This is a genomic window from Pseudomonas sp. TMP9, assembly GCF_037943105.1.
GTDB lineage: Bacteria > Pseudomonadota > Gammaproteobacteria > Pseudomonadales > Pseudomonadaceae > Aquipseudomonas.
Genome location: NZ_CP149803.1, coordinates 497,301 through 514,208, shown reverse-complemented (window position 1 = coordinate 514,208; position 16,908 = coordinate 497,301). Strand labels below are relative to the sequence as shown.

Genomic DNA, 16,908 nt, shown 5'->3' with positions numbered 1-16,908 from the left:
GGCCGTTGTTTGTGGACAAGATTCTGATTCGGGGTGCACGCACCCACAACCTGAAAAATATCGACTTAACCTTGCCGCGCGACAAATTAATCGTGATCACCGGCCTGTCCGGCTCAGGCAAATCATCACTGGCCTTTGACACCCTCTACGCCGAGGGCCAACGACGCTACGTAGAGTCGCTCTCAGCCTACGCCCGGCAGTTCTTGTCGATGATGGAAAAGCCTGACGTCGACACCATTGAAGGCTTGTCGCCGGCAATTTCCATCGAGCAAAAGTCCACCTCGCACAACCCACGTTCTACCGTTGGCACCATCACCGAGATCTACGACTACCTGCGCCTGCTCTATGCACGCGCCGGCATTCCACGCTGCCCGGACCACGACCTGCCGTTGGAAGCGCAAACCGTCAGCCAGATGGTCGACCAAGTGCTGGCCCTGCCCGAAGGCAGCAAGCTGATGCTGCTCGCACCGGTGATACGAGAGCGTAAGGGCGAACACTTGGCGATTTTCGACGAGTTACGCGCTCAGGGTTTTGTTCGCGTGCGGGTCAATGGCAAGATTTATGAGCTCGATGAACTGCCGAAACTCGACAAGCAAAAGAAACACAGCATCGATGCCGTGGTTGACCGCTTCAAAGCGCGCGGCGATCTTCAGCAGCGCTTGGCCGAATCCTTCGAGACCGCCCTCAAGCTGGCCGACGGTTTGGCCCTGATCGCGCCAATGGAAGGGGAAGAAGGCGAAGAAATTACCTTCTCCGCACGTTTTGCCTGCCCGGTGTGCGGCCACTCGATCAGCGAACTGGAGCCCAAGTTGTTTTCCTTCAACAACCCGGCTGGCGCCTGCCCGACTTGCGATGGCCTGGGCGTGAAGCAGTTCTTTGATATCAAGCGCTTGGTCAATGGTGAAATGACCTTGGCCGAGGGCGCGATCCGCGGCTGGGACCGGCGCAATGTTTATTACTTTCAGATGCTCGGCTCACTCGCTGCGCATTACGGCTTCAGCCTAGAAGCGCCATTCGACGACCTCAGCGCCGAACACCAAAAGTGCATTCTGTTCGGCAGCGGCGCGCAGAACGTCGACTTCAAATACCTCAATGACCGCGGCGACATCGTCAAACGCTCGCACCCCTTCGAGGGCATCGTGCCAAACCTGGAGCGCCGCTACCGCGAAACTGAGTCCTCTAGCGTACGTGAGGAGCTGGCCAAGTTTCTCAGCACCCAGGCCTGCCAAGATTGCCGTGGTACTCGCTTACGTCGTGAGGCCCGGCACGTTTGGGTCGGTGAGAAAACCCTGCCGGCGGTGAGTGGGATGCCAATTGGGGATGCAACTGAATACTTCGGCAGCCTGGCTTTGCCTGGCCGGCGCGGTGAAATTGCTGAGAAAATTCTCAAAGAAATCCGTGAACGCCTGCAGTTTCTGGTCAACGTCGGTCTCGATTACCTGACCCTCGACCGCAGCGCCGACACACTGTCCGGCGGTGAAGCACAGCGTATCCGCTTGGCCAGCCAAATTGGTGCCGGGCTCGTCGGGGTGATGTACATCCTCGATGAACCGTCAATCGGCCTGCACCAGCGTGACAACGAGCGCCTGCTTGGCACACTGCGTCACCTGCGCGACATCGGCAATACGGTGATTGTGGTGGAGCACGATGAAGACGCAATCCGCATGGCGGATTATGTTGTAGACATCGGCCCTGGCGCGGGGGTGCATGGCGGCCAGATCGTTGCCCAAGGCACCGCTGCCGAGGTTATGGCGCACCCCGACTCACTGACCGGCAAGTACCTGTCTGGCCGAGTGAAGATCAAAGTGCCAGCCAAGCGCACGCCACGCGACAAAAAACTCTTACTGAAGATTAAAGGCGCGCGCGGTAACAACCTGCGCAACGTCGACCTGGAAATTCCAATAGGTTTATTAACGTGCGTGACCGGTGTATCAGGCTCAGGCAAGTCGACACTGATCAACAACACCCTGTACCCGCTCAGTGCCACCGCATTGAACGGAGCGACGACCTTAGAAGCTGCTGCGCACGACAGTATCGACGGCTTGCAGCATTTGGATAAGGTGGTCGATATCGACCAAAGTCCAATTGGCCGTACACCGCGCTCCAACCCGGCCACCTATACCGGCTTGTTCACCCCAATTCGTGAGCTGTTCGCCGGTGTCCCGGAATCTCGCTCGCGTGGTTACGGGCCCGGCCGTTTCAGCTTCAACGTTAAAGGCGGTCGCTGCGAGGCCTGTCAGGGCGATGGTTTGATCAAGGTGGAAATGCACTTCTTGCCTGACATCTATGTGCCTTGTGATGTCTGCAAGAGCAAGCGCTATAACCGTGAAACCTTGGAAGTGAAATACAAAGGCAAGAGCATCACCGAAGTGCTCGACATGACCATCGAAGAGGCTCGGGTGTTCTTCGAAGCCGTGCCCGCACTGGCGCGTAAGCTGCAAACGCTGATGGATGTCGGCTTGTCGTATATCAAGCTCGGGCAGTCGGCTACGACGTTGTCTGGCGGTGAAGCGCAGCGGGTCAAATTGTCACGCGAGCTAAGCAAGCGCGACACCGGCAAAACGCTGTATATCCTCGACGAACCCACAACCGGCCTGCATTTCGCCGACATCCAACAATTGCTTGACGTGTTGCACCGCCTGCGGGACCACGGCAATACCGTGGTGGTGATTGAGCACAATCTGGACGTGATCAAAACGGCTGACTGGCTGGTTGATCTCGGCCCGGAAGGCGGCTCTAAAGGCGGACAAATCATCGCCGTTGGCACTCCGGAAGAAGTGGCCGAAATGACGCAATCCCATACTGGCTTCTTCCTCAAGCCGCTACTGGAGCGTGATCGCGACTAAGCGGCACCACTCGCTGGCTGTAGCAATTTGATGGCGCACAAAAAAACCCCGGACCTCCGGGGTTTTTACGATTACGACAACTGAGGCAACGCTTACATTTGAGCTTGCAGGTAATTCTCTAAGCCGATTTTATCAATCAAGCCCAACTGAATCTCCAGCCAGTAAGCGTGATCCTCCTCTGTGTCCTTGAGCTGAGCCAGCAAAATGTCGCGGGTTTGATAATCCTGATGCTGCTCGCATAACGCCATGCCTTTGCTCAACGCTGCGCGCACGTGATATTCCAACGCGAGATCAAGCTTGAACATCTCCGGCACTGTCTGGCCGAAGGTAAAATTATCAGCAGCCATATCTGGCGTACCTTCAAGAAACAGAATGCGCTTGAGAATGGCATCCGCGTGCTGCGTTTCTTCTTCCATCTCATGGTTGATTCGTTCGTACAGCTTGTTGAAACCCCAGTCTTCGTAAAGGCGTGAGTGTACAAAATACTGATCACGGGCAGCCAACTCACCCTTAAGCAGCATTTTTAAATAATCGATAACTTCTACATGGCCTTTCACGGGACATTTCCTTAATCAAGCTGTAACGTCGGTTAATGCTGGCTCGCGATGGCGCCTGGGTCAAGTGCCAAGGTAAATAGCACCCGTACAAGGGCCGCGGCATAACACTGCGATGTGCAGCAAACGATTATTCCAGCCATAAAAAAACCGGGCCAAGGCCCGGTTTCTTATACAACCAACGACTTACTCAGCGTCTACAGCTGCACCAGCGACCGGACGGTCAACCAGTTCAACATAAGCCATTGGAGCATTGTCGCCAGTGCGGAAGCCGCACTTGAGGATACGCAGATAACCGCCCTGACGGGTGGCGTAGCGCTTGCCTAGGTCGTTAAACAACTTGCCGACGATGGCTTTCGAACGCGTACGGTCAAAGGCCAAACGACGATTAGCAACACTGTCTTCTTTAGCCAGAGTAATTAGCGGCTCGGCAACGCGACGCAGCTCTTTGGCTTTCGGCAGAGTAGTTTTGATCAGCTCGTGCTCGAACAGCGATACCGCCATGTTCTGGAACATGGCCTTGCGGTGTGCGCTGGTGCGGCTAAGGTGACGGCCACTTTTACGATGACGCATGGTTCAATTCCTTACCAAACTCACGTTCGGTGATGATGACGATCAGGCAGTCGCCTTATCGTCTTTCTTCAGACTTGCCGGCGGCCAATTGTCGAGGCGCATACCGAGGGAAAGACCGCGAGAAGCCAGAACGTCCTTGATTTCAGTCAGGGATTTCTTGCCCAAGTTCGGCGTTTTCAACAGTTCTACTTCGGTGCGCTGAATCAGATCGCCGATGTAGTAAATGTTCTCTGCCTTGAGGCAGTTAGCCGAACGTACAGTCAATTCCAGGTCATCAACCGGACGCAGAAGGATTGGATCAATCTCATCTTCCTGCTCGATAACCACAGGCTCGCTGTCACCTTTGAGGTCGACGAACGCAGCCAACTGCTGTTGCAGAATGGTTGCAGCGCGGCGAATAGCCTCTTCAGGGTCTAGGGTACCGTTGGTCTCCAGGTCAATAACCAGCTTGTCCAGGTTAGTACGCTGCTCAACACGAGCGTTTTCCACCACGTACGACACACGGCGTACCGGGCTGAACGAAGCATCCAGCTGCAAGCGACCAATGCTGCGGCTTTCATCTTCATCGCTCTGACGAGCATCAGCCGGCTCATAGCCGCGACCACGAGCTATGGTGAGCTTCATGTTCAGCGCGCCAGTAGAAGCCAAGTTGGCGATTACGTGGTCGCCATTGACGATTTCGACATCGTGATCCAGCTGAATATCGGCAGCGGTAACTACGCCCGAGCCCTTCTTCGCCAGAGTCAACGTCACTTCGTCACGACCGTGCAGCTTGACAGCCAGACCTTTCAGGTTGAGCAGGATTTCAATGACGTCTTCCTGAACACCTTCGATGGCGCTGTACTCATGAAGTACACCGTCAATCTCGGCCTCGACTACTGCACAGCCAGGCATGGAGGACAACAAGATGCGACGCAGCGCGTTGCCCAACGTATGGCCAAAACCACGCTCGAGAGGCTCGAGAGTAATCTTGGCGCGGGTCGAACTGACCACCTGCACATCAATGTGACGGGGGGTCAGGAATTCATTTACCGAAATCTGCATGGATGCACCTATTTTCTAGCCCTTACTTGGAGTAGAGCTCGACAATCAGGCTTTCGTTGATGTCGGCGGAGAGATCACTGCGAGCCGGGACGTTTTTGAACACGCCTGACTTCTTCTCAGTGTCTACTTCTACCCATTCAACGCGGCCACGCTGGGCACACAGCTCGAGAGCTTGAACAATGCGCAGCTGATTCTTCGCCTTCTCGCGAATTGCAACGACGTCGCCAGCTTTAACCTGGTAAGACGGAACGTTTACAGTATTGCCGTTTACGCTGATCGACTTATGCGATACCAGCTGACGGGATTCGGCGCGAGTTGAGCCGAAGCCCATGCGATAAACCACGTTATCCAGACGACACTCGAGCAGTTGCAGCAGGTTCTCACCAGTAGCGCCTTTCTTGCCGGCCGCTGCTTTGTAATAACCGCTGAATTGACGCTCAAGCACACCGTAGATACGACGAACTTTTTGCTTCTCACGCAGCTGGGTGCCGTAGTCAGACTGACGACCACGGCGCTGACCGTGAATACCTGGGGCTGCTTCGATGTTGCACTTCGATTCCAGAGCGCGTACACCGCTTTTCAGGAAAAGATCTGTGCCTTCACGACGAGACAGTTTGCATTTGGGACCAATGTAACGAGCCATTTCTCACTGTCTCCTGATTACACGCGACGCTTCTTCGAAGGACGGCATCCGTTATGCGGAATGGGCGTCACATCGGTGATGCTGGCGATCTTATAGCCACAACCGTTTAAAGCACGGACAGCGGACTCACGACCCGGACCGGGACCCTTAACGTTAACGTCGAGGTTCTTCAGACCGTATTCCAGCGCAGCTTGACCAGCACGCTCTGCAGCCACCTGGGCGGCGAACGGGGTGCTTTTACGCGAACCGCGGAAACCCGAACCACCAGAGGTAGCCCAAGACAGAGCATTGCCCTGACGGTCAGTAATGGTCACGATTGTGTTGTTGAAAGAAGCGTGGATGTGGGCGATGCCATCAACCACCGTCTTTTTGACTTTCTTACGAGTACGAGCAGCAGGTTTTGCCATGACTAAATTCCTGTCGATGCGCGAATGCGATTACTTGCGGATCGGCTTACGCGGGCCCTTACGGGAACGCGCGTTGGTCTTGGTGCGCTGACCGCGAACCGGTAGACCACGACGATGACGCAGGCCGCGGTAGCAACCCAGGTCCATCAAGCGCTTGATTTTCATGTTCACTTCACGACGCAGATCACCCTCGGTATTAACCTTGGCAACTTCGCCACGCAGCTGCTCGATCTGCTCGTCAGAGAGATCTTTGATCTTTGCAGCCGGATTAACGCCGGCGGCAGCACAGACTTTCTGTGCAGTTGTGCGACCAACACCATAGATGTAGGTCAACGAGATAACAGTGTGCTTGTTATCTGGAATGTTAACGCCTGCAATACGGGCCATTCAGTGGAACTCCAATTGACAGCTACCTACGCCCCGGAAGCCAAGAAATAGGGCGCGAGATACTAACGCTGTAGAAACAAATAATCAACCCGGCAGCGCACTAGCTGCCGGGCTTATCACTTCACTCACACTCAGCCTTGGCGCTGCTTGTGACGCGGCTCCGCGCTGCAAATAACGCGAACAACACCTTCGCGACGGACAATCTTGCAGTTACGGCACAGCTTTTTCACCGATGCACGAACTTTCATCACCAACTCCTCGAACCTTATAGACTTCAGCGCAGCATGCCGCCGCCGTAGCCCTTCAGGTTAGCTTTCTTCATCAGGGATTCGTACTGGTGTGAAACGAGGTGCGATTGTACTTGCGACATAAAGTCCATCACAACCACCACCACGATCAGCAACGAAGTCCCGCCGAGATAGAACGGTACGTTGGCAGCCACCACCAGAAACTGTGGCAGCAAACATACGGCCGTCATGTACAAAGCACCGAACATGGTCAAGCGAGTCAACACGCCATCGATATAGCGCGCCGACTGCTCACCTGGACGGATACCCGGAATAAAGGCACCGGACTTTTTCAGGTTCTCCGCTACGTCTTTTGGGTTGAACATCAACGCTGTATAGAAGAAGCAGAAGAAAACAATCCCCGCACTAAACAGCAGAATGTTCAACGGCTGACCAGGAGCGATAGCCTGTGAAATATCCTGCAGCCAGCCCATACCTTCAGACTGACCAAACCAGGCACCCAGCGAAGCCGGGAACAACAGAAGGCTGCTGGCGAAAATAGCCGGGATAACCCCCGCCATATTCACCTTCAACGGCAAGTGGCTAGTCTGCGCAGCAAAGACCTTACGGCCCTGCTGACGCTTGGCGTAGTGCACCACAATACGGCGCTGACCACGCTCAATGAACACCACAAAACCGATAATCGCTACTGCCAGCAAACCGATGGCGATTAGGGCGAAGATATTGATATCACCCTGACGAGCAGACTCGAAAGACTGCCCTATTGCCGACGGCAGACCGGCTACGATGCCTGCAAAAATCAGCATCGAAATACCGTTGCCAACACCACGCTCGGTAATTTGCTCGCCCAACCACATCATAAACATTGCCCCAGCCACAAATGTGGTGATGGCAACGAAGTGGAAGCCGAAATCAACCGTAAACGCTACGCCCTGACTGGCCAAACCAACGGACATGCCGATGGCCTGGACAAAAGCCAGAACGAGGGTGCCGTAGCGGGTGTACTGGCTAATCTTACGACGGCCAGACTCACCTTCCTTCTTCAACTGCTCCAGCTGCGGGCTAACAGCAGTCATGAGCTGCATGATGATCGACGCCGAAATATACGGCATGATCCCCAATGCAAAAATGCTCATCCGCTCCAGCGCACCGCCGGAAAACATGTTGAACAAGCTAAGAATGGTCCCCTCATTCTGTCGAAACAGGTCCGCCAGCCGATCGGGGTTGATACCGGGAACCGGGATGTGTGCACCTATCCGATAGACGATAATCGCCATTAACAGAAAACGCAGACGAGCCCAGAGCTCGGATAACCCGCCATTGCTGAGCGCTGAGAGAGCACCTTGCTTAGCCATTTATTCCTCGAACTTACCGCCAGCTGCTTCAATAGCCGCGCGTGCACCTTTGGTGACGGCGATACCTTTAAGGGTGACTGCTTGAGTAACTTCACCGGACAGCATGACTTTCACACGCTGTACGTTTTGGTTAATCAGGTTGGCATCCTTCAGCGACTGCAGAGTAACAATCCCGCCTTCGATCTTATTCAGCTCAGAGGTACGCACTTGCGCGCGATCCATAGCCTTCAAAGAAACGAAACCGAACTTAGGCAGACGGCGGTGCAGAGGCTGCTGGCCGCCTTCAAAACCCGGAGCAATGGTGCCACCGGAGCGGGAGGTTTGACCTTTGTGGCCGCGGCCACCAGTCTTACCCAAACCGCTACCGATACCACGGCCCGGACGGTGCTTCTCGCGACGGGAACCCGGCGCAGGACTCAGATCGTTCAGGTACATGTATTAACCCTCGACTCGCAGCATGTAGTAAGCCTTGTTGATCATCCCGCGATTCTCAGGAGTATCAAGGACTTCTACGGTGTGACCGATGCGACGCAAACCCAAACCCTTAACGCACAACTTATGATTAGGGATGCGGCCGGTCATGCTTTTGATCAACGTAACTTTTACGGTAGTAGCCATGATTAGAGAATCTCCTCGACGCTCTTGCCACGCTTAGCCGCAATAGAACCTGGCGACTGCATAGCTTTCAAACCTTTAAAGGTGGCGTAAACCACGTTCACTTGGTTAGTCGAGCCGTAGCACTTAGCCAAAACGTTCTGCACGCCAGCAACTTCTAAAACAGCGCGCATAGCGCCGCCCGCGATGATGCCAGTACCTTCGGACGCAGGCTGCATGTACACCTTAGAGGCGCCATGATTAGACTTAATTGCGTACTGCAGGGTCGTGCCGTTCAGGTCAACCTGAATCATATTGCGACGAGCAGCTTCCATCGCTTTCTGGATAGCAGCAGGCACTTCACGGGACTTGCCGCGGCCGAAACCAACGCGACCCTTACCATCACCTACCACGGTCAACGCAGTGAAAGTGAAGATACGGCCACCCTTTACGGTCTTGGCAACACGGTTAACCTGTACCAGCTTCTCGATATAGCCTTCGTCGCGCTTTTGGTCGTTATTTGACATAACTTAGAACTCCAGCCCGCCTTCACGAGCAGCATCAGCCAGCGCCTGAACGCGGCCGTGGTACTTGAAGCCAGAACGGTCGAATGCAACCTGAGTTACACCAGCTGCTTTCGCACGCTCGGCAACCAGCTCACCAACTTTCTTGGCCGCGTCGACGTTGCCAGTGGCGCCGTCACGCAGTGCTTTGTCCAAGGTAGAGGCACTGGCCAGAACCTTGCTGCCGTCGGCCGAAATGACCTGGGCATAGATGTGCTGCGAAGAGCGATACACGCAGAGACGCACGGCTTCTAGCTCGTGCATTTTCAGGCGTGCTTTGCGAGCGCGACGCAGTCGAGTAACTTTTTTGTCGGTCATTTGCTATGCCCTACTTCTTCTTAGCTTCTTTACGGCGGACGACTTCGTCAGCGTAACGAACACCCTTGCCCTTATAAGGTTCAGGACGACGGAAGTCACGAATCTCCGCAGCGACCTGACCAACCACTTGCTTATCGGTACCCTTGATCAGGATCTCGGTCTGGTTGGGAGTCTCAGCCACGACGCCTTCCGGCAATTCGTACTCAATCGGGTGGGAATAGCCCAAAGAAAGACTCAGCACCTGACCTTTGGCTTGCGCTTTGTAGCCAACGCCAACCAGTTGCAGCTTACGCTCAAAGCCAGTACTGACTCCGATCACCATGTTATTGACCAGTGCACGAGTAGTGCCGGCCATGGCGCGAGTTTGCTGATCACCATTGCGAGCAGCGAAACGCAACTCACCAGCTTCATGCATAACTTCAACGGACGAGTGAACATTCAGTTCGAGAGTACCCTTGGCACCCTTTACCGAAAGCTGTTGGCCGGCGAGATTAATCTCAACACCAGCGGGCAGCGTGACGGGGTTCTTAGCAACGCGAGACATGCTTATTCCCCCCTTAGAACACTGTGCAAAGCACTTCGCCGCCGACACCGGCAGCGCGCGCAGCGCGGTCCGTCATCACACCTTTATTGGTGGAGACGATGGAAACCCCGAGACCGCCACGAACTTTCGGCAGATCATCAGAGGATTTATATTGGCGCAGGCCTGGACGACTTACGCGCTTAACTTCTTCGATGACTGGACGGCCTTCGAAGTACTTCAGCTCGATGGACAGCTGCGGCTTAACTTCGCCGCTGGTCTGATATCCCGCAATATAACCTTCGTCTTTCAAAACTTTGGCTACAGCTACCTTCAAGGTCGAAGATGGCATGCTTACGACGGACTTTTCAGCCATCTGGGCATTACGGATACGAGTTAGCATGTCCGCTAACGGGTCCTGCATACTCATGGGCTAGACGCTCCTGATACAAAAAGAATTAGCCTTGCGGCTACAGTCGCTGAGAATTCTAGGGATTTAACAACCCAGGCTCAGGCGAGCCGAGCATTCTAGAGACTGATCAAAAATGAAGCAAGCCCCAAAGGGGCTTGTTTCACAGATAAGACAAAGCCGGCACTAGGCCGGCTTTGTTATTTACCAGCTGGCTTTAACCAGACCTGGTACATCACCACGCATTGCAGCTTCACGCAGCTTAATACGCGACAGACCGAACTTGCGATACACGCCGTGCGGACGACCGGTAATGCGGCAGCGATTACGCAAGCGCGAGGCGCTGGCGTCACGCGGCTGCTTCTGCAGCGCTACTTGAGCTTCCCAACGCGCTTCTGGACTGGCGTTCAGATCGGCGATGGTAGCTTTCAGCTCGGCACGCTTTTTAGCGTACTTAGCTACCGTCTGCTGACGCTTCAGCTCGCGGTTTTTCATGCTGGTTTTGGCCATGATCGAACTCCAATCAGTTACGGAACGGGAATTTGAAAGCACGCAACAGAGCGCGACCTTCATCATCCGAACGGGCGGTGGTGGTCAAGGTAATATCCAGACCACGCAGAGCATCGATCTTGTCGTAGTCGATTTCCGGGAAAATGATCTGCTCTTTAACGCCCATGCTGTAATTGCCACGGCCGTCGAAGGACTTGGCATTCAGGCCACGGAAGTCACGCACGCGCGGCAGGGAGATAGACAGCAGACGATCCAGGAACTCGTACATACGCTCACGGCGCAGAGTAACTTTAACGCCGATCGGCCAGCCTTCACGAACCTTGAAACCTGCAATCGACTTGCGGGCATAAGTCACTATGACTTTCTGACCGGTAATCTTTTCCAGATCGGCAACAGCATGCTCGATGATTTTCTTGTCACCGATTGCTTCGCCCAGACCCATGTTGAGGGTGATCTTGGTGATGCGCGGAACTTCCATCACGTTACCGAGCTTAAGTTCTTCCTTAAGCTTCGGAGCGATTTCTTTCCGGTAAATCTCTTTTAGTCGTGCCATGGTCTTCTACCTAGCAGTGTTCAAGCATCAACCGCTTTTTGGGTCGACTTGAAGACACGAATTTTTTTACCGTCTTCAACTTTAAAACCAACGCGGTCAGCCTTGCTGGTTTCGCCATTGAAAATGGCAACGTTAGAAGCGTGCAGAGGCGCCTCTTTCTCGATGATACCGCCCTGAACGCCCGACATCGGGTTCGGCTTGGTATGGCGCTTCACTAGGTTAATCCCGCCAACGACCAAACGGTCGTCAACGAGAACCTTGAGCACCTTGCCACGCTTACCTTTGTCTTTACCGGCGATCACGATGATCTCGTCGTCACGACGAATCTTTTGCATGTCGGATCTCCTTAGAGCACTTCAGGGGCGAGCGAGACGATCTTCATGAACTTCTCATTACGAAGTTCACGAGTCACTGGCCCAAAAATACGAGTGCCTATTGGCTCTTGCTTGTTGTTCAGCAGAACAGCAGCGTTGCCATCAAAGCGAATGATCGAGCCATCAGGGCGACGAACGCCGTGACGTGTGCGGACTACAACTGCAGTCATCACTTGACCTTTCTTCACTTTACCGCGGGGAATTGCTTCCTTAACGGTCACTTTGATGATGTCGCCGATGCCTGCATAACGGCGGTGAGAACCGCCAAGCACCTTGATACACATAACGCGACGAGCACCGCTGTTGTCAGCGACGTCGAGCATGGATTGAGTCTGAATCATATAATTTCTCCGACCCTTAGCCCTTAGACTTCCACTGCGCGTTCGAGGATCTCAACCAGCGCCCAAGATTTAGTCTTGGCTACGGGACGGGTTTCACGAATGGAAACTTTGTCACCGATTTTGCTCTGATTGGTTTCGTCGTGAGCGTGCAGCTTGGTCGAACGCTTGACATATTTGCCGTAGATCGGGTGCTTAACGCGACGCTCGATCAATACGGTGATGGTCTTGTCCATCTTGTCGCTGACGACACGGCCAGTCAGCGTACGGACGGTTTTTTCGGCTTCAGCCATGATCACTTACCTGCCTGCTGGTTGAGCACAGTTTTCACACGAGCGATATCGCGCTTAACTTGCGAGAGCAGGTGAGACTGCCCCAACTGGCCAGTTGCTTTCTGCATACGCAGATTGAACTGGTCGCGCAGCAGGCCGAGCAGTTGCTCGTTCAGCTGCTGTGCTGATTTTTCACGAAGTTCATTCGCCTTCATCACATCACCGTCCGCTTAACAAAAGTGGTGGCAAGCGGCAGCTTTGCAGCAGCCAAGGCAAAAGCCTCGCGCGCCAACTCTTCGGAAACGCCTTCGATCTCGTACAGGATTTTACCTGGCTGGATCTGAGCTACCCAATATTCAACGCTACCCTTACCTTTACCCATCCGCACTTCGAGAGGCTTCTTGGAAATTGGCTTATCCGGGAACACGCGAATCCAGATTTTCCCACCACGCTTCACGTGGCGAGTCAGAGCACGACGAGCGGACTCAATCTGACGGGCGGTGAGACGACCGCGAGCAACAGACTTCAGCGCATATTCGCCGAAGCTGACTTTACTACCGCGCTGAGCCAAGCCACGGTTGTGACCTGTCATCTGCTTACGGAACTTCGTACGCTTTGGTTGTAACATTTGGCGTACCCCTTACTTAGCAGCTTTTTTACGAGGCGCAGGTGCTTGTGGTTTTAGTTCTTCATGGCGACCACCAATTACTTCGCCTTTGAAGATCCAAACCTTGACACCGATCACACCATAAGTGGTGTGCGCTTCGTACGTGGCATAGTCGATATCAGCACGCAGGGTGTGCAACGGCACACGACCTTCGCGATACCATTCGGTACGTGCAATTTCAGCACCACCGAGACGACCGCTCACTTGGATTTTGATGCCCTTGGCACCAATACGCATGGCGTTCTGTACAGCGCGCTTCATCGCGCGACGGAACATCACACGACGCTCCAGCTGCTGAGCTACGCTCTGCGCAACCAGCATACCGTCGAGCTCCGGCTTGCGGATCTCTTCGATATTGATGTGCACAGGCACACCCATTTGCTTGGTCAGGTCCTGACGCAGTTTCTCAACATCTTCACCTTTCTTACCGATAACGATACCGGGACGAGCAGTGTGGATGGTGATACGTGCAGTTTGAGCCGGGCGAGCAATGTCGATACGGCTTACGGACGCGCTTTTTAATTTGTCTTGGAGATACTCGCGCACCTTCAGATCTGCAAACAAATAGTCTGCATAAGTCCGACCGCTGGCGTACCAGACGGAGGTGTGCTCCTTGACGATTCCCAGGCGAATGCCAATGGGATGTACTTTCTGACCCATCTGATCGACTCCGTTACTTGTCCGCAACCTTGACAGTGATATGGCAAGACCGCTTGACGATGCGATCAGCGCGGCCTTTGGCACGCGGCATGATTCGCTTCAGCGAACGCCCTTCGTTAACGAAAACGGTGCTGACCTTCAAGTCATCAACGTCTGCGCCTTCGTTGTGCTCGGCGTTGGCTACAGCCGACTCCAGCACTTTCTTGATGATCTCGGCGGCTTTCTTACTGCTGAAAGCCAGCAGATTGAGCGCTTCACCCACCTTTTTCCCGCGAATCTGGTCAGCGACCAAGCGGGCTTTTTGGGCGGAGATTCGAGCGCCCGACAACTTAGCGGCTACTTCCATTTCCTAACCCCTTAACGCTTGGCTTTTTTGTCAGCCACGTGCCCACGATAGGTACGGGTGCCGGCAAATTCGCCTAGTTTGTGACCGACCATGTCTTCGTTCACAAGAACTGGGACATGTTGACGACCGTTGTGTACAGCGATGGTCAAGCCGACCATTTGTGGCAGGATCATCGAACGGCGCGACCAGGTTTTCACTGGCTTGCGATCGTTCTTTTCCACCGCCACTTCGATCTTCTTCAGTAGGTGAAGATCAATAAAAGGACCTTTTTTCAGAGAACGTGGCACTGTCGTATCCCTCTATTTACTTGCGACGACGGACGATCATTTTATCGGTGCGTTTGTTACCACGAGTCTTCGCGCCCTTAGTCGGGAAGCCCCATGGAGACACCGGATGACGACCACCAGAGGTACGACCTTCACCACCACCGTGTGGGTGGTCAACCGGGTTCATGGCAACACCACGAACGGTTGGGCGAACGCCACGCCAGCGCTTAGCACCTGCTTTACCCAGCGAACGAAGGCTGTGCTCAGAGTTCGAGACTTCGCCCAAGGTCGCACGGCATTCAGCCAGTACTTTACGCATTTCACCGGAACGCAGACGCAAGGTCACGTAGACACCTTCACGCGCAATCAGCTGAGCCGAAGCACCAGCGGAACGAGCGATCTGAGCACCTTTACCCGGCTTCAATTCGATACCGTGAACAGTGCTACCAACTGGAATGTTGCGCAGTTGCAGACTGTTGCCCGGCTTGATCGGCGCCATGATCCCAGCAATCAGTTGATCGCCAGCACTCACGCCTTTAGGGGCAATGATGTAGCGGCGCTCACCGTCCGCATACAACATCAAGGCGATGTGTGCGGTACGGTTTGGATCGTATTCAATACGCTCAACAGTGGCTGGAATGCCATCTTTGTCGTTACGACGGAAATCGACCAAACGATAATGCTGCTTATGGCCACCACCGATATGACGGGTAGTGATGCGACCATTGTTGTTACGACCGCCAGTCTTCGACTTTTTCTCAAGCAGCGGAGCGTGAGGAGCGCCTTTATGCAGCTCCTGATTGACCACCTTGACCACAAAACGGCGGCCAGGGGAAGTCGGTTTGCATTTAACGATTGCCATGATGCTCCCCTCCCTTACTCAGCACTGCTGGTGAAATCGAGATCTTGGCCTGGCTGAAGCGAAATGATCGCTTTCTTCCAGTCGTTACGCTTGCCCATGCCGCGAGCATTGCGCTTTGTCTTACCAAGAACATTCACGGTATTGACAGCAGCAACGTTCACGCTGAACAGGCTTTCGACGGCCTTCTTGATTTCCAGCTTGGTTGCATCGATTGCAACCTTAAAAACGAATTGGCTTTTTTTATCAGCCAGAAGTGTTGCCTTCTCGGAGATGTGCGGGCCAAGCAGCACTTTAAATACGCGTTCCTGGTTCATCCCAGCAGCTCCTCGAATTTCTTCACGGCAGATACGGTGAACAACACCTTCTCATACGCGATCAGACTGACCGGATCGGTACCTTGCACGTCACGGACATCAACGTGTGGAAGGTTACGCGCAGCCAGGTACAGATTTTCGTCGACCGAATCAGACACGATCAAAACGTCGGTCAGACCCATGCCATTCAACTTGTTCAGCAGGTCTTTAGTCTTCGGCGCGTCAACGCTGAAGTCTTCAACAACAACCATACGATCGGTACGCACCAGCTCAGCAAGAATCGAGCGCAAAGCAGCGCGATACATCTTCTTGTTCAGCTTCTGTGAGTGATCCTGCGGGCGAGCCGCGAATGTCACACCACCGCCACGCCAGATCGGACCACGAGTGGTACCCGCACGAGCGCGACCGGTACCTTTCTGACGCCAAGGACGCTTACCGCCACCCGACACATCAGAACGAGTCTTCTGCTGCTTACTGCCCTGACGACCACCGGCCATGTAGGCCACTACTGCTTGGTGAACCAGGGTTTCGTTGTATGCGCCGCCAAAAGTGGCTTCGGATACTTCGATGGCTTGAGCGCCATTTACATTTAATTGCATGTCAGCTTCCCCTTAACCGCGAGCCTTGGCTGCCGGACGGACAACCAGGTTGCCGCCAGTAGCACCAGGAACGGCACCCTTGACCAGCAGCAGGTTGCGTTCAGCATCGACGCGCACTACTTCCAGGGACTGCACAGTCACGCGCTCAGCACCCATGTGACCGGACATTTTTTTGCCCTTGAATACGCGACCTGGGGTCTGGCACTGGCCAATAGAACCCGGAACACGGTGGGACACGGAGTTACCGTGGGTGTTGTCTTGGCCGCGGAAATTCCAACGCTTGATGGTACCGGCAAAGCCTTTACCTTTGGACTGACCGGTGACATCCACCAGTTGACCAGCTTGGAATATTTCAGCGTTGATCAGATCACCTGCCTGGTACTCGCCTTCTTCAAGACGAAATTCCATAACAGTACGACCTGCCGCGACGTTCGCCTTAGCGAAATGGCCGGCTTGCGCCTTAGTGACACGAGAAGCGCGACGCTCACCGACAGTGACTTGCACTGCACGATAGCCATCGGACTCTTCGGTTTTGAACTGGGTGACTCGATTCGGCTCGATCTCAATGACCGTAACAGGAATGGAGACACCTTCTTCGGTGAAAATGCGGGTCATACCGCACTTGCGACCGACTACACCAATAGTCATGTTGTAACCTCATGAGTGTACGGGGCTTTCACCCGCTA

At 54.2% G+C, this 16,908-nt stretch carries 29 protein-coding genes; 1 reads left to right on the top strand and 28 read right to left on the bottom strand.

What is annotated here, in order from left to right; translation table 11 throughout:
- The first annotated feature begins 11 nt into the window (after positions 1 to 11).
- Positions 12 to 2,846, top strand: a complete 2,835-nt coding sequence (gene uvrA, locus WF513_RS02490; protein ID WP_339081156.1) for an excinuclease ABC subunit UvrA — start codon at positions 12 to 14, stop codon at positions 2,844 to 2,846.
- Between the two features lie 92 nt (positions 2,847 to 2,938).
- Here uvrA and bfr read toward each other — a convergent pair whose 3' ends face one another.
- The 28 genes from bfr to rplC all read right to left on the bottom strand — a co-directional run bounded on the left by bfr (position 2,939) and on the right by rplC (position 16,870).
- On the bottom strand, positions 2,939 to 3,403 hold the full coding sequence (gene bfr, locus WF513_RS02485; RefSeq protein WP_339081155.1) for a bacterioferritin: 465 nt from the start codon (positions 3,401 to 3,403) through the stop codon (positions 2,939 to 2,941).
- 183 nt (positions 3,404 to 3,586) lie between these two features.
- Positions 3,587 to 3,973 (bottom strand): 50S ribosomal protein L17, encoded by a 387-nt coding sequence (gene rplQ, locus WF513_RS02480; RefSeq protein WP_069519894.1) that lies wholly within the window; start codon positions 3,971 to 3,973, stop codon positions 3,587 to 3,589.
- A gap of 42 nt (positions 3,974 to 4,015) precedes the next feature.
- A complete protein-coding gene (rpoA, locus tag WF513_RS02475) occupies positions 4,016 to 5,017 on the bottom strand; it encodes a DNA-directed RNA polymerase subunit alpha (protein WP_090255780.1) in 1,002 nt (333 codons plus the stop codon).
- A gap of 22 nt (positions 5,018 to 5,039) precedes the next feature.
- Entirely contained in the window at positions 5,040 to 5,660 is a 621-nt protein-coding gene (gene rpsD, locus WF513_RS02470; RefSeq protein ID WP_339081154.1) for a 30S ribosomal protein S4, read from the bottom strand.
- A gap of 17 nt (positions 5,661 to 5,677) precedes the next feature.
- Positions 5,678 to 6,067 (bottom strand): 30S ribosomal protein S11, encoded by a 390-nt coding sequence (gene rpsK / locus WF513_RS02465; RefSeq protein ID WP_013789773.1) that lies wholly within the window; start codon positions 6,065 to 6,067, stop codon positions 5,678 to 5,680.
- A 30-nt stretch (positions 6,068 to 6,097) separates the two neighbouring features.
- Entirely contained in the window at positions 6,098 to 6,454 is a 357-nt protein-coding gene (gene rpsM / locus WF513_RS02460; RefSeq protein WP_339081153.1) for a 30S ribosomal protein S13, read from the bottom strand.
- Between the two features lie 131 nt (positions 6,455 to 6,585).
- Positions 6,586 to 6,702, bottom strand: coding sequence for a 50S ribosomal protein L36 (gene rpmJ, locus WF513_RS02455; protein WP_014854209.1), 117 nt, complete (start codon positions 6,700 to 6,702; stop codon positions 6,586 to 6,588).
- 26 nt (positions 6,703 to 6,728) lie between these two features.
- Positions 6,729 to 8,057 carry a preprotein translocase subunit SecY gene (secY, locus tag WF513_RS02450; protein WP_339081152.1) on the bottom strand — a complete coding sequence of 443 codons (1,329 nt, stop codon included), beginning with the start codon at positions 8,055 to 8,057 and terminating at the stop codon, positions 6,729 to 6,731.
- Positions 8,058 to 8,492, bottom strand: a complete 435-nt coding sequence (gene rplO, locus WF513_RS02445; protein WP_090243121.1) for a 50S ribosomal protein L15 — start codon at positions 8,490 to 8,492, stop codon at positions 8,058 to 8,060.
- A gap of 3 nt (positions 8,493 to 8,495) precedes the next feature.
- Positions 8,496 to 8,675 (bottom strand): 50S ribosomal protein L30, encoded by a 180-nt coding sequence (gene rpmD / locus WF513_RS02440; RefSeq protein WP_090243106.1) that lies wholly within the window; start codon positions 8,673 to 8,675, stop codon positions 8,496 to 8,498.
- A gap of 2 nt (positions 8,676 to 8,677) precedes the next feature.
- A complete protein-coding gene (rpsE, locus tag WF513_RS02435; RefSeq protein WP_090243105.1) occupies positions 8,678 to 9,178 on the bottom strand; it encodes a 30S ribosomal protein S5 in 501 nt (166 codons plus the stop codon).
- A 3-nt stretch (positions 9,179 to 9,181) separates the two neighbouring features.
- Positions 9,182 to 9,532: a 50S ribosomal protein L18 gene (rplR, locus tag WF513_RS02430; protein ID WP_079204532.1), complete on the bottom strand. Its 351-nt coding sequence runs from the start codon at positions 9,530 to 9,532 to the stop codon at positions 9,182 to 9,184.
- A gap of 10 nt (positions 9,533 to 9,542) precedes the next feature.
- Complete coding sequence (rplF, locus tag WF513_RS02425) at positions 9,543 to 10,076, bottom strand: 50S ribosomal protein L6 (RefSeq protein WP_339081151.1); 534 nt, start codon at positions 10,074 to 10,076, stop codon at positions 9,543 to 9,545.
- A 13-nt stretch (positions 10,077 to 10,089) separates the two neighbouring features.
- The gene (rpsH, locus tag WF513_RS02420) at positions 10,090 to 10,482 is read right to left on the bottom strand and encodes a 30S ribosomal protein S8 (protein WP_339081150.1); all 393 of its coding nucleotides are present in this window, start codon (positions 10,480 to 10,482) and stop codon (positions 10,090 to 10,092) included.
- 183 nt (positions 10,483 to 10,665) lie between these two features.
- On the bottom strand, positions 10,666 to 10,971 hold the full coding sequence (rpsN, locus tag WF513_RS02415; protein ID WP_090243102.1) for a 30S ribosomal protein S14: 306 nt from the start codon (positions 10,969 to 10,971) through the stop codon (positions 10,666 to 10,668).
- 13 nt (positions 10,972 to 10,984) lie between these two features.
- Positions 10,985 to 11,524, bottom strand: coding sequence for a 50S ribosomal protein L5 (gene rplE / locus WF513_RS02410; RefSeq protein ID WP_090243100.1), 540 nt, complete (start codon positions 11,522 to 11,524; stop codon positions 10,985 to 10,987).
- Between the two features lie 20 nt (positions 11,525 to 11,544).
- Positions 11,545 to 11,859, bottom strand: a complete 315-nt coding sequence (gene rplX / locus WF513_RS02405) for a 50S ribosomal protein L24 (protein ID WP_339081149.1) — start codon at positions 11,857 to 11,859, stop codon at positions 11,545 to 11,547.
- A gap of 11 nt (positions 11,860 to 11,870) precedes the next feature.
- Entirely contained in the window at positions 11,871 to 12,239 is a 369-nt protein-coding gene (rplN, locus tag WF513_RS02400; protein WP_014854220.1) for a 50S ribosomal protein L14, read from the bottom strand.
- A gap of 23 nt (positions 12,240 to 12,262) precedes the next feature.
- Positions 12,263 to 12,529 (bottom strand): 30S ribosomal protein S17, encoded by a 267-nt coding sequence (rpsQ, locus tag WF513_RS02395; protein WP_090243097.1) that lies wholly within the window; start codon positions 12,527 to 12,529, stop codon positions 12,263 to 12,265.
- 2 nt (positions 12,530 to 12,531) lie between these two features.
- Positions 12,532 to 12,723: a 50S ribosomal protein L29 gene (gene rpmC, locus WF513_RS02390; protein WP_002555481.1), complete on the bottom strand. Its 192-nt coding sequence runs from the start codon at positions 12,721 to 12,723 to the stop codon at positions 12,532 to 12,534.
- The gene (rplP, locus tag WF513_RS02385; protein ID WP_339081148.1) at positions 12,723 to 13,136 is read right to left on the bottom strand and encodes a 50S ribosomal protein L16; all 414 of its coding nucleotides are present in this window, start codon (positions 13,134 to 13,136) and stop codon (positions 12,723 to 12,725) included. The genes rpmC and rplP overlap by 1 nt, the downstream gene beginning before the upstream one ends.
- 12 nt (positions 13,137 to 13,148) lie before the next feature.
- On the bottom strand, positions 13,149 to 13,835 hold the full coding sequence (gene rpsC, locus WF513_RS02380; RefSeq protein ID WP_305624932.1) for a 30S ribosomal protein S3: 687 nt from the start codon (positions 13,833 to 13,835) through the stop codon (positions 13,149 to 13,151).
- 13 nt (positions 13,836 to 13,848) lie between these two features.
- Positions 13,849 to 14,181, bottom strand: coding sequence for a 50S ribosomal protein L22 (gene rplV / locus WF513_RS02375; RefSeq protein ID WP_003210077.1), 333 nt, complete (start codon positions 14,179 to 14,181; stop codon positions 13,849 to 13,851).
- Between the two features lie 11 nt (positions 14,182 to 14,192).
- Positions 14,193 to 14,468, bottom strand: coding sequence for a 30S ribosomal protein S19 (gene rpsS / locus WF513_RS02370; RefSeq protein ID WP_010486981.1), 276 nt, complete (start codon positions 14,466 to 14,468; stop codon positions 14,193 to 14,195).
- Positions 14,469 to 14,484: 16 nt separating this feature from the next.
- The gene (gene rplB / locus WF513_RS02365; protein ID WP_339081147.1) at positions 14,485 to 15,309 is read right to left on the bottom strand and encodes a 50S ribosomal protein L2; all 825 of its coding nucleotides are present in this window, start codon (positions 15,307 to 15,309) and stop codon (positions 14,485 to 14,487) included.
- A 14-nt stretch (positions 15,310 to 15,323) separates the two neighbouring features.
- Positions 15,324 to 15,623, bottom strand: coding sequence for a 50S ribosomal protein L23 (gene rplW / locus WF513_RS02360; RefSeq protein ID WP_339081146.1), 300 nt, complete (start codon positions 15,621 to 15,623; stop codon positions 15,324 to 15,326).
- Entirely contained in the window at positions 15,620 to 16,222 is a 603-nt protein-coding gene (gene rplD / locus WF513_RS02355) for a 50S ribosomal protein L4 (RefSeq protein WP_339081145.1), read from the bottom strand. The genes rplW and rplD overlap by 4 nt, the downstream gene beginning before the upstream one ends.
- A gap of 12 nt (positions 16,223 to 16,234) precedes the next feature.
- Positions 16,235 to 16,870: a 50S ribosomal protein L3 gene (gene rplC, locus WF513_RS02350; RefSeq protein ID WP_136665581.1), complete on the bottom strand. Its 636-nt coding sequence runs from the start codon at positions 16,868 to 16,870 to the stop codon at positions 16,235 to 16,237.
- Between the last annotated feature and the right edge of the window lie 38 nt (positions 16,871 to 16,908).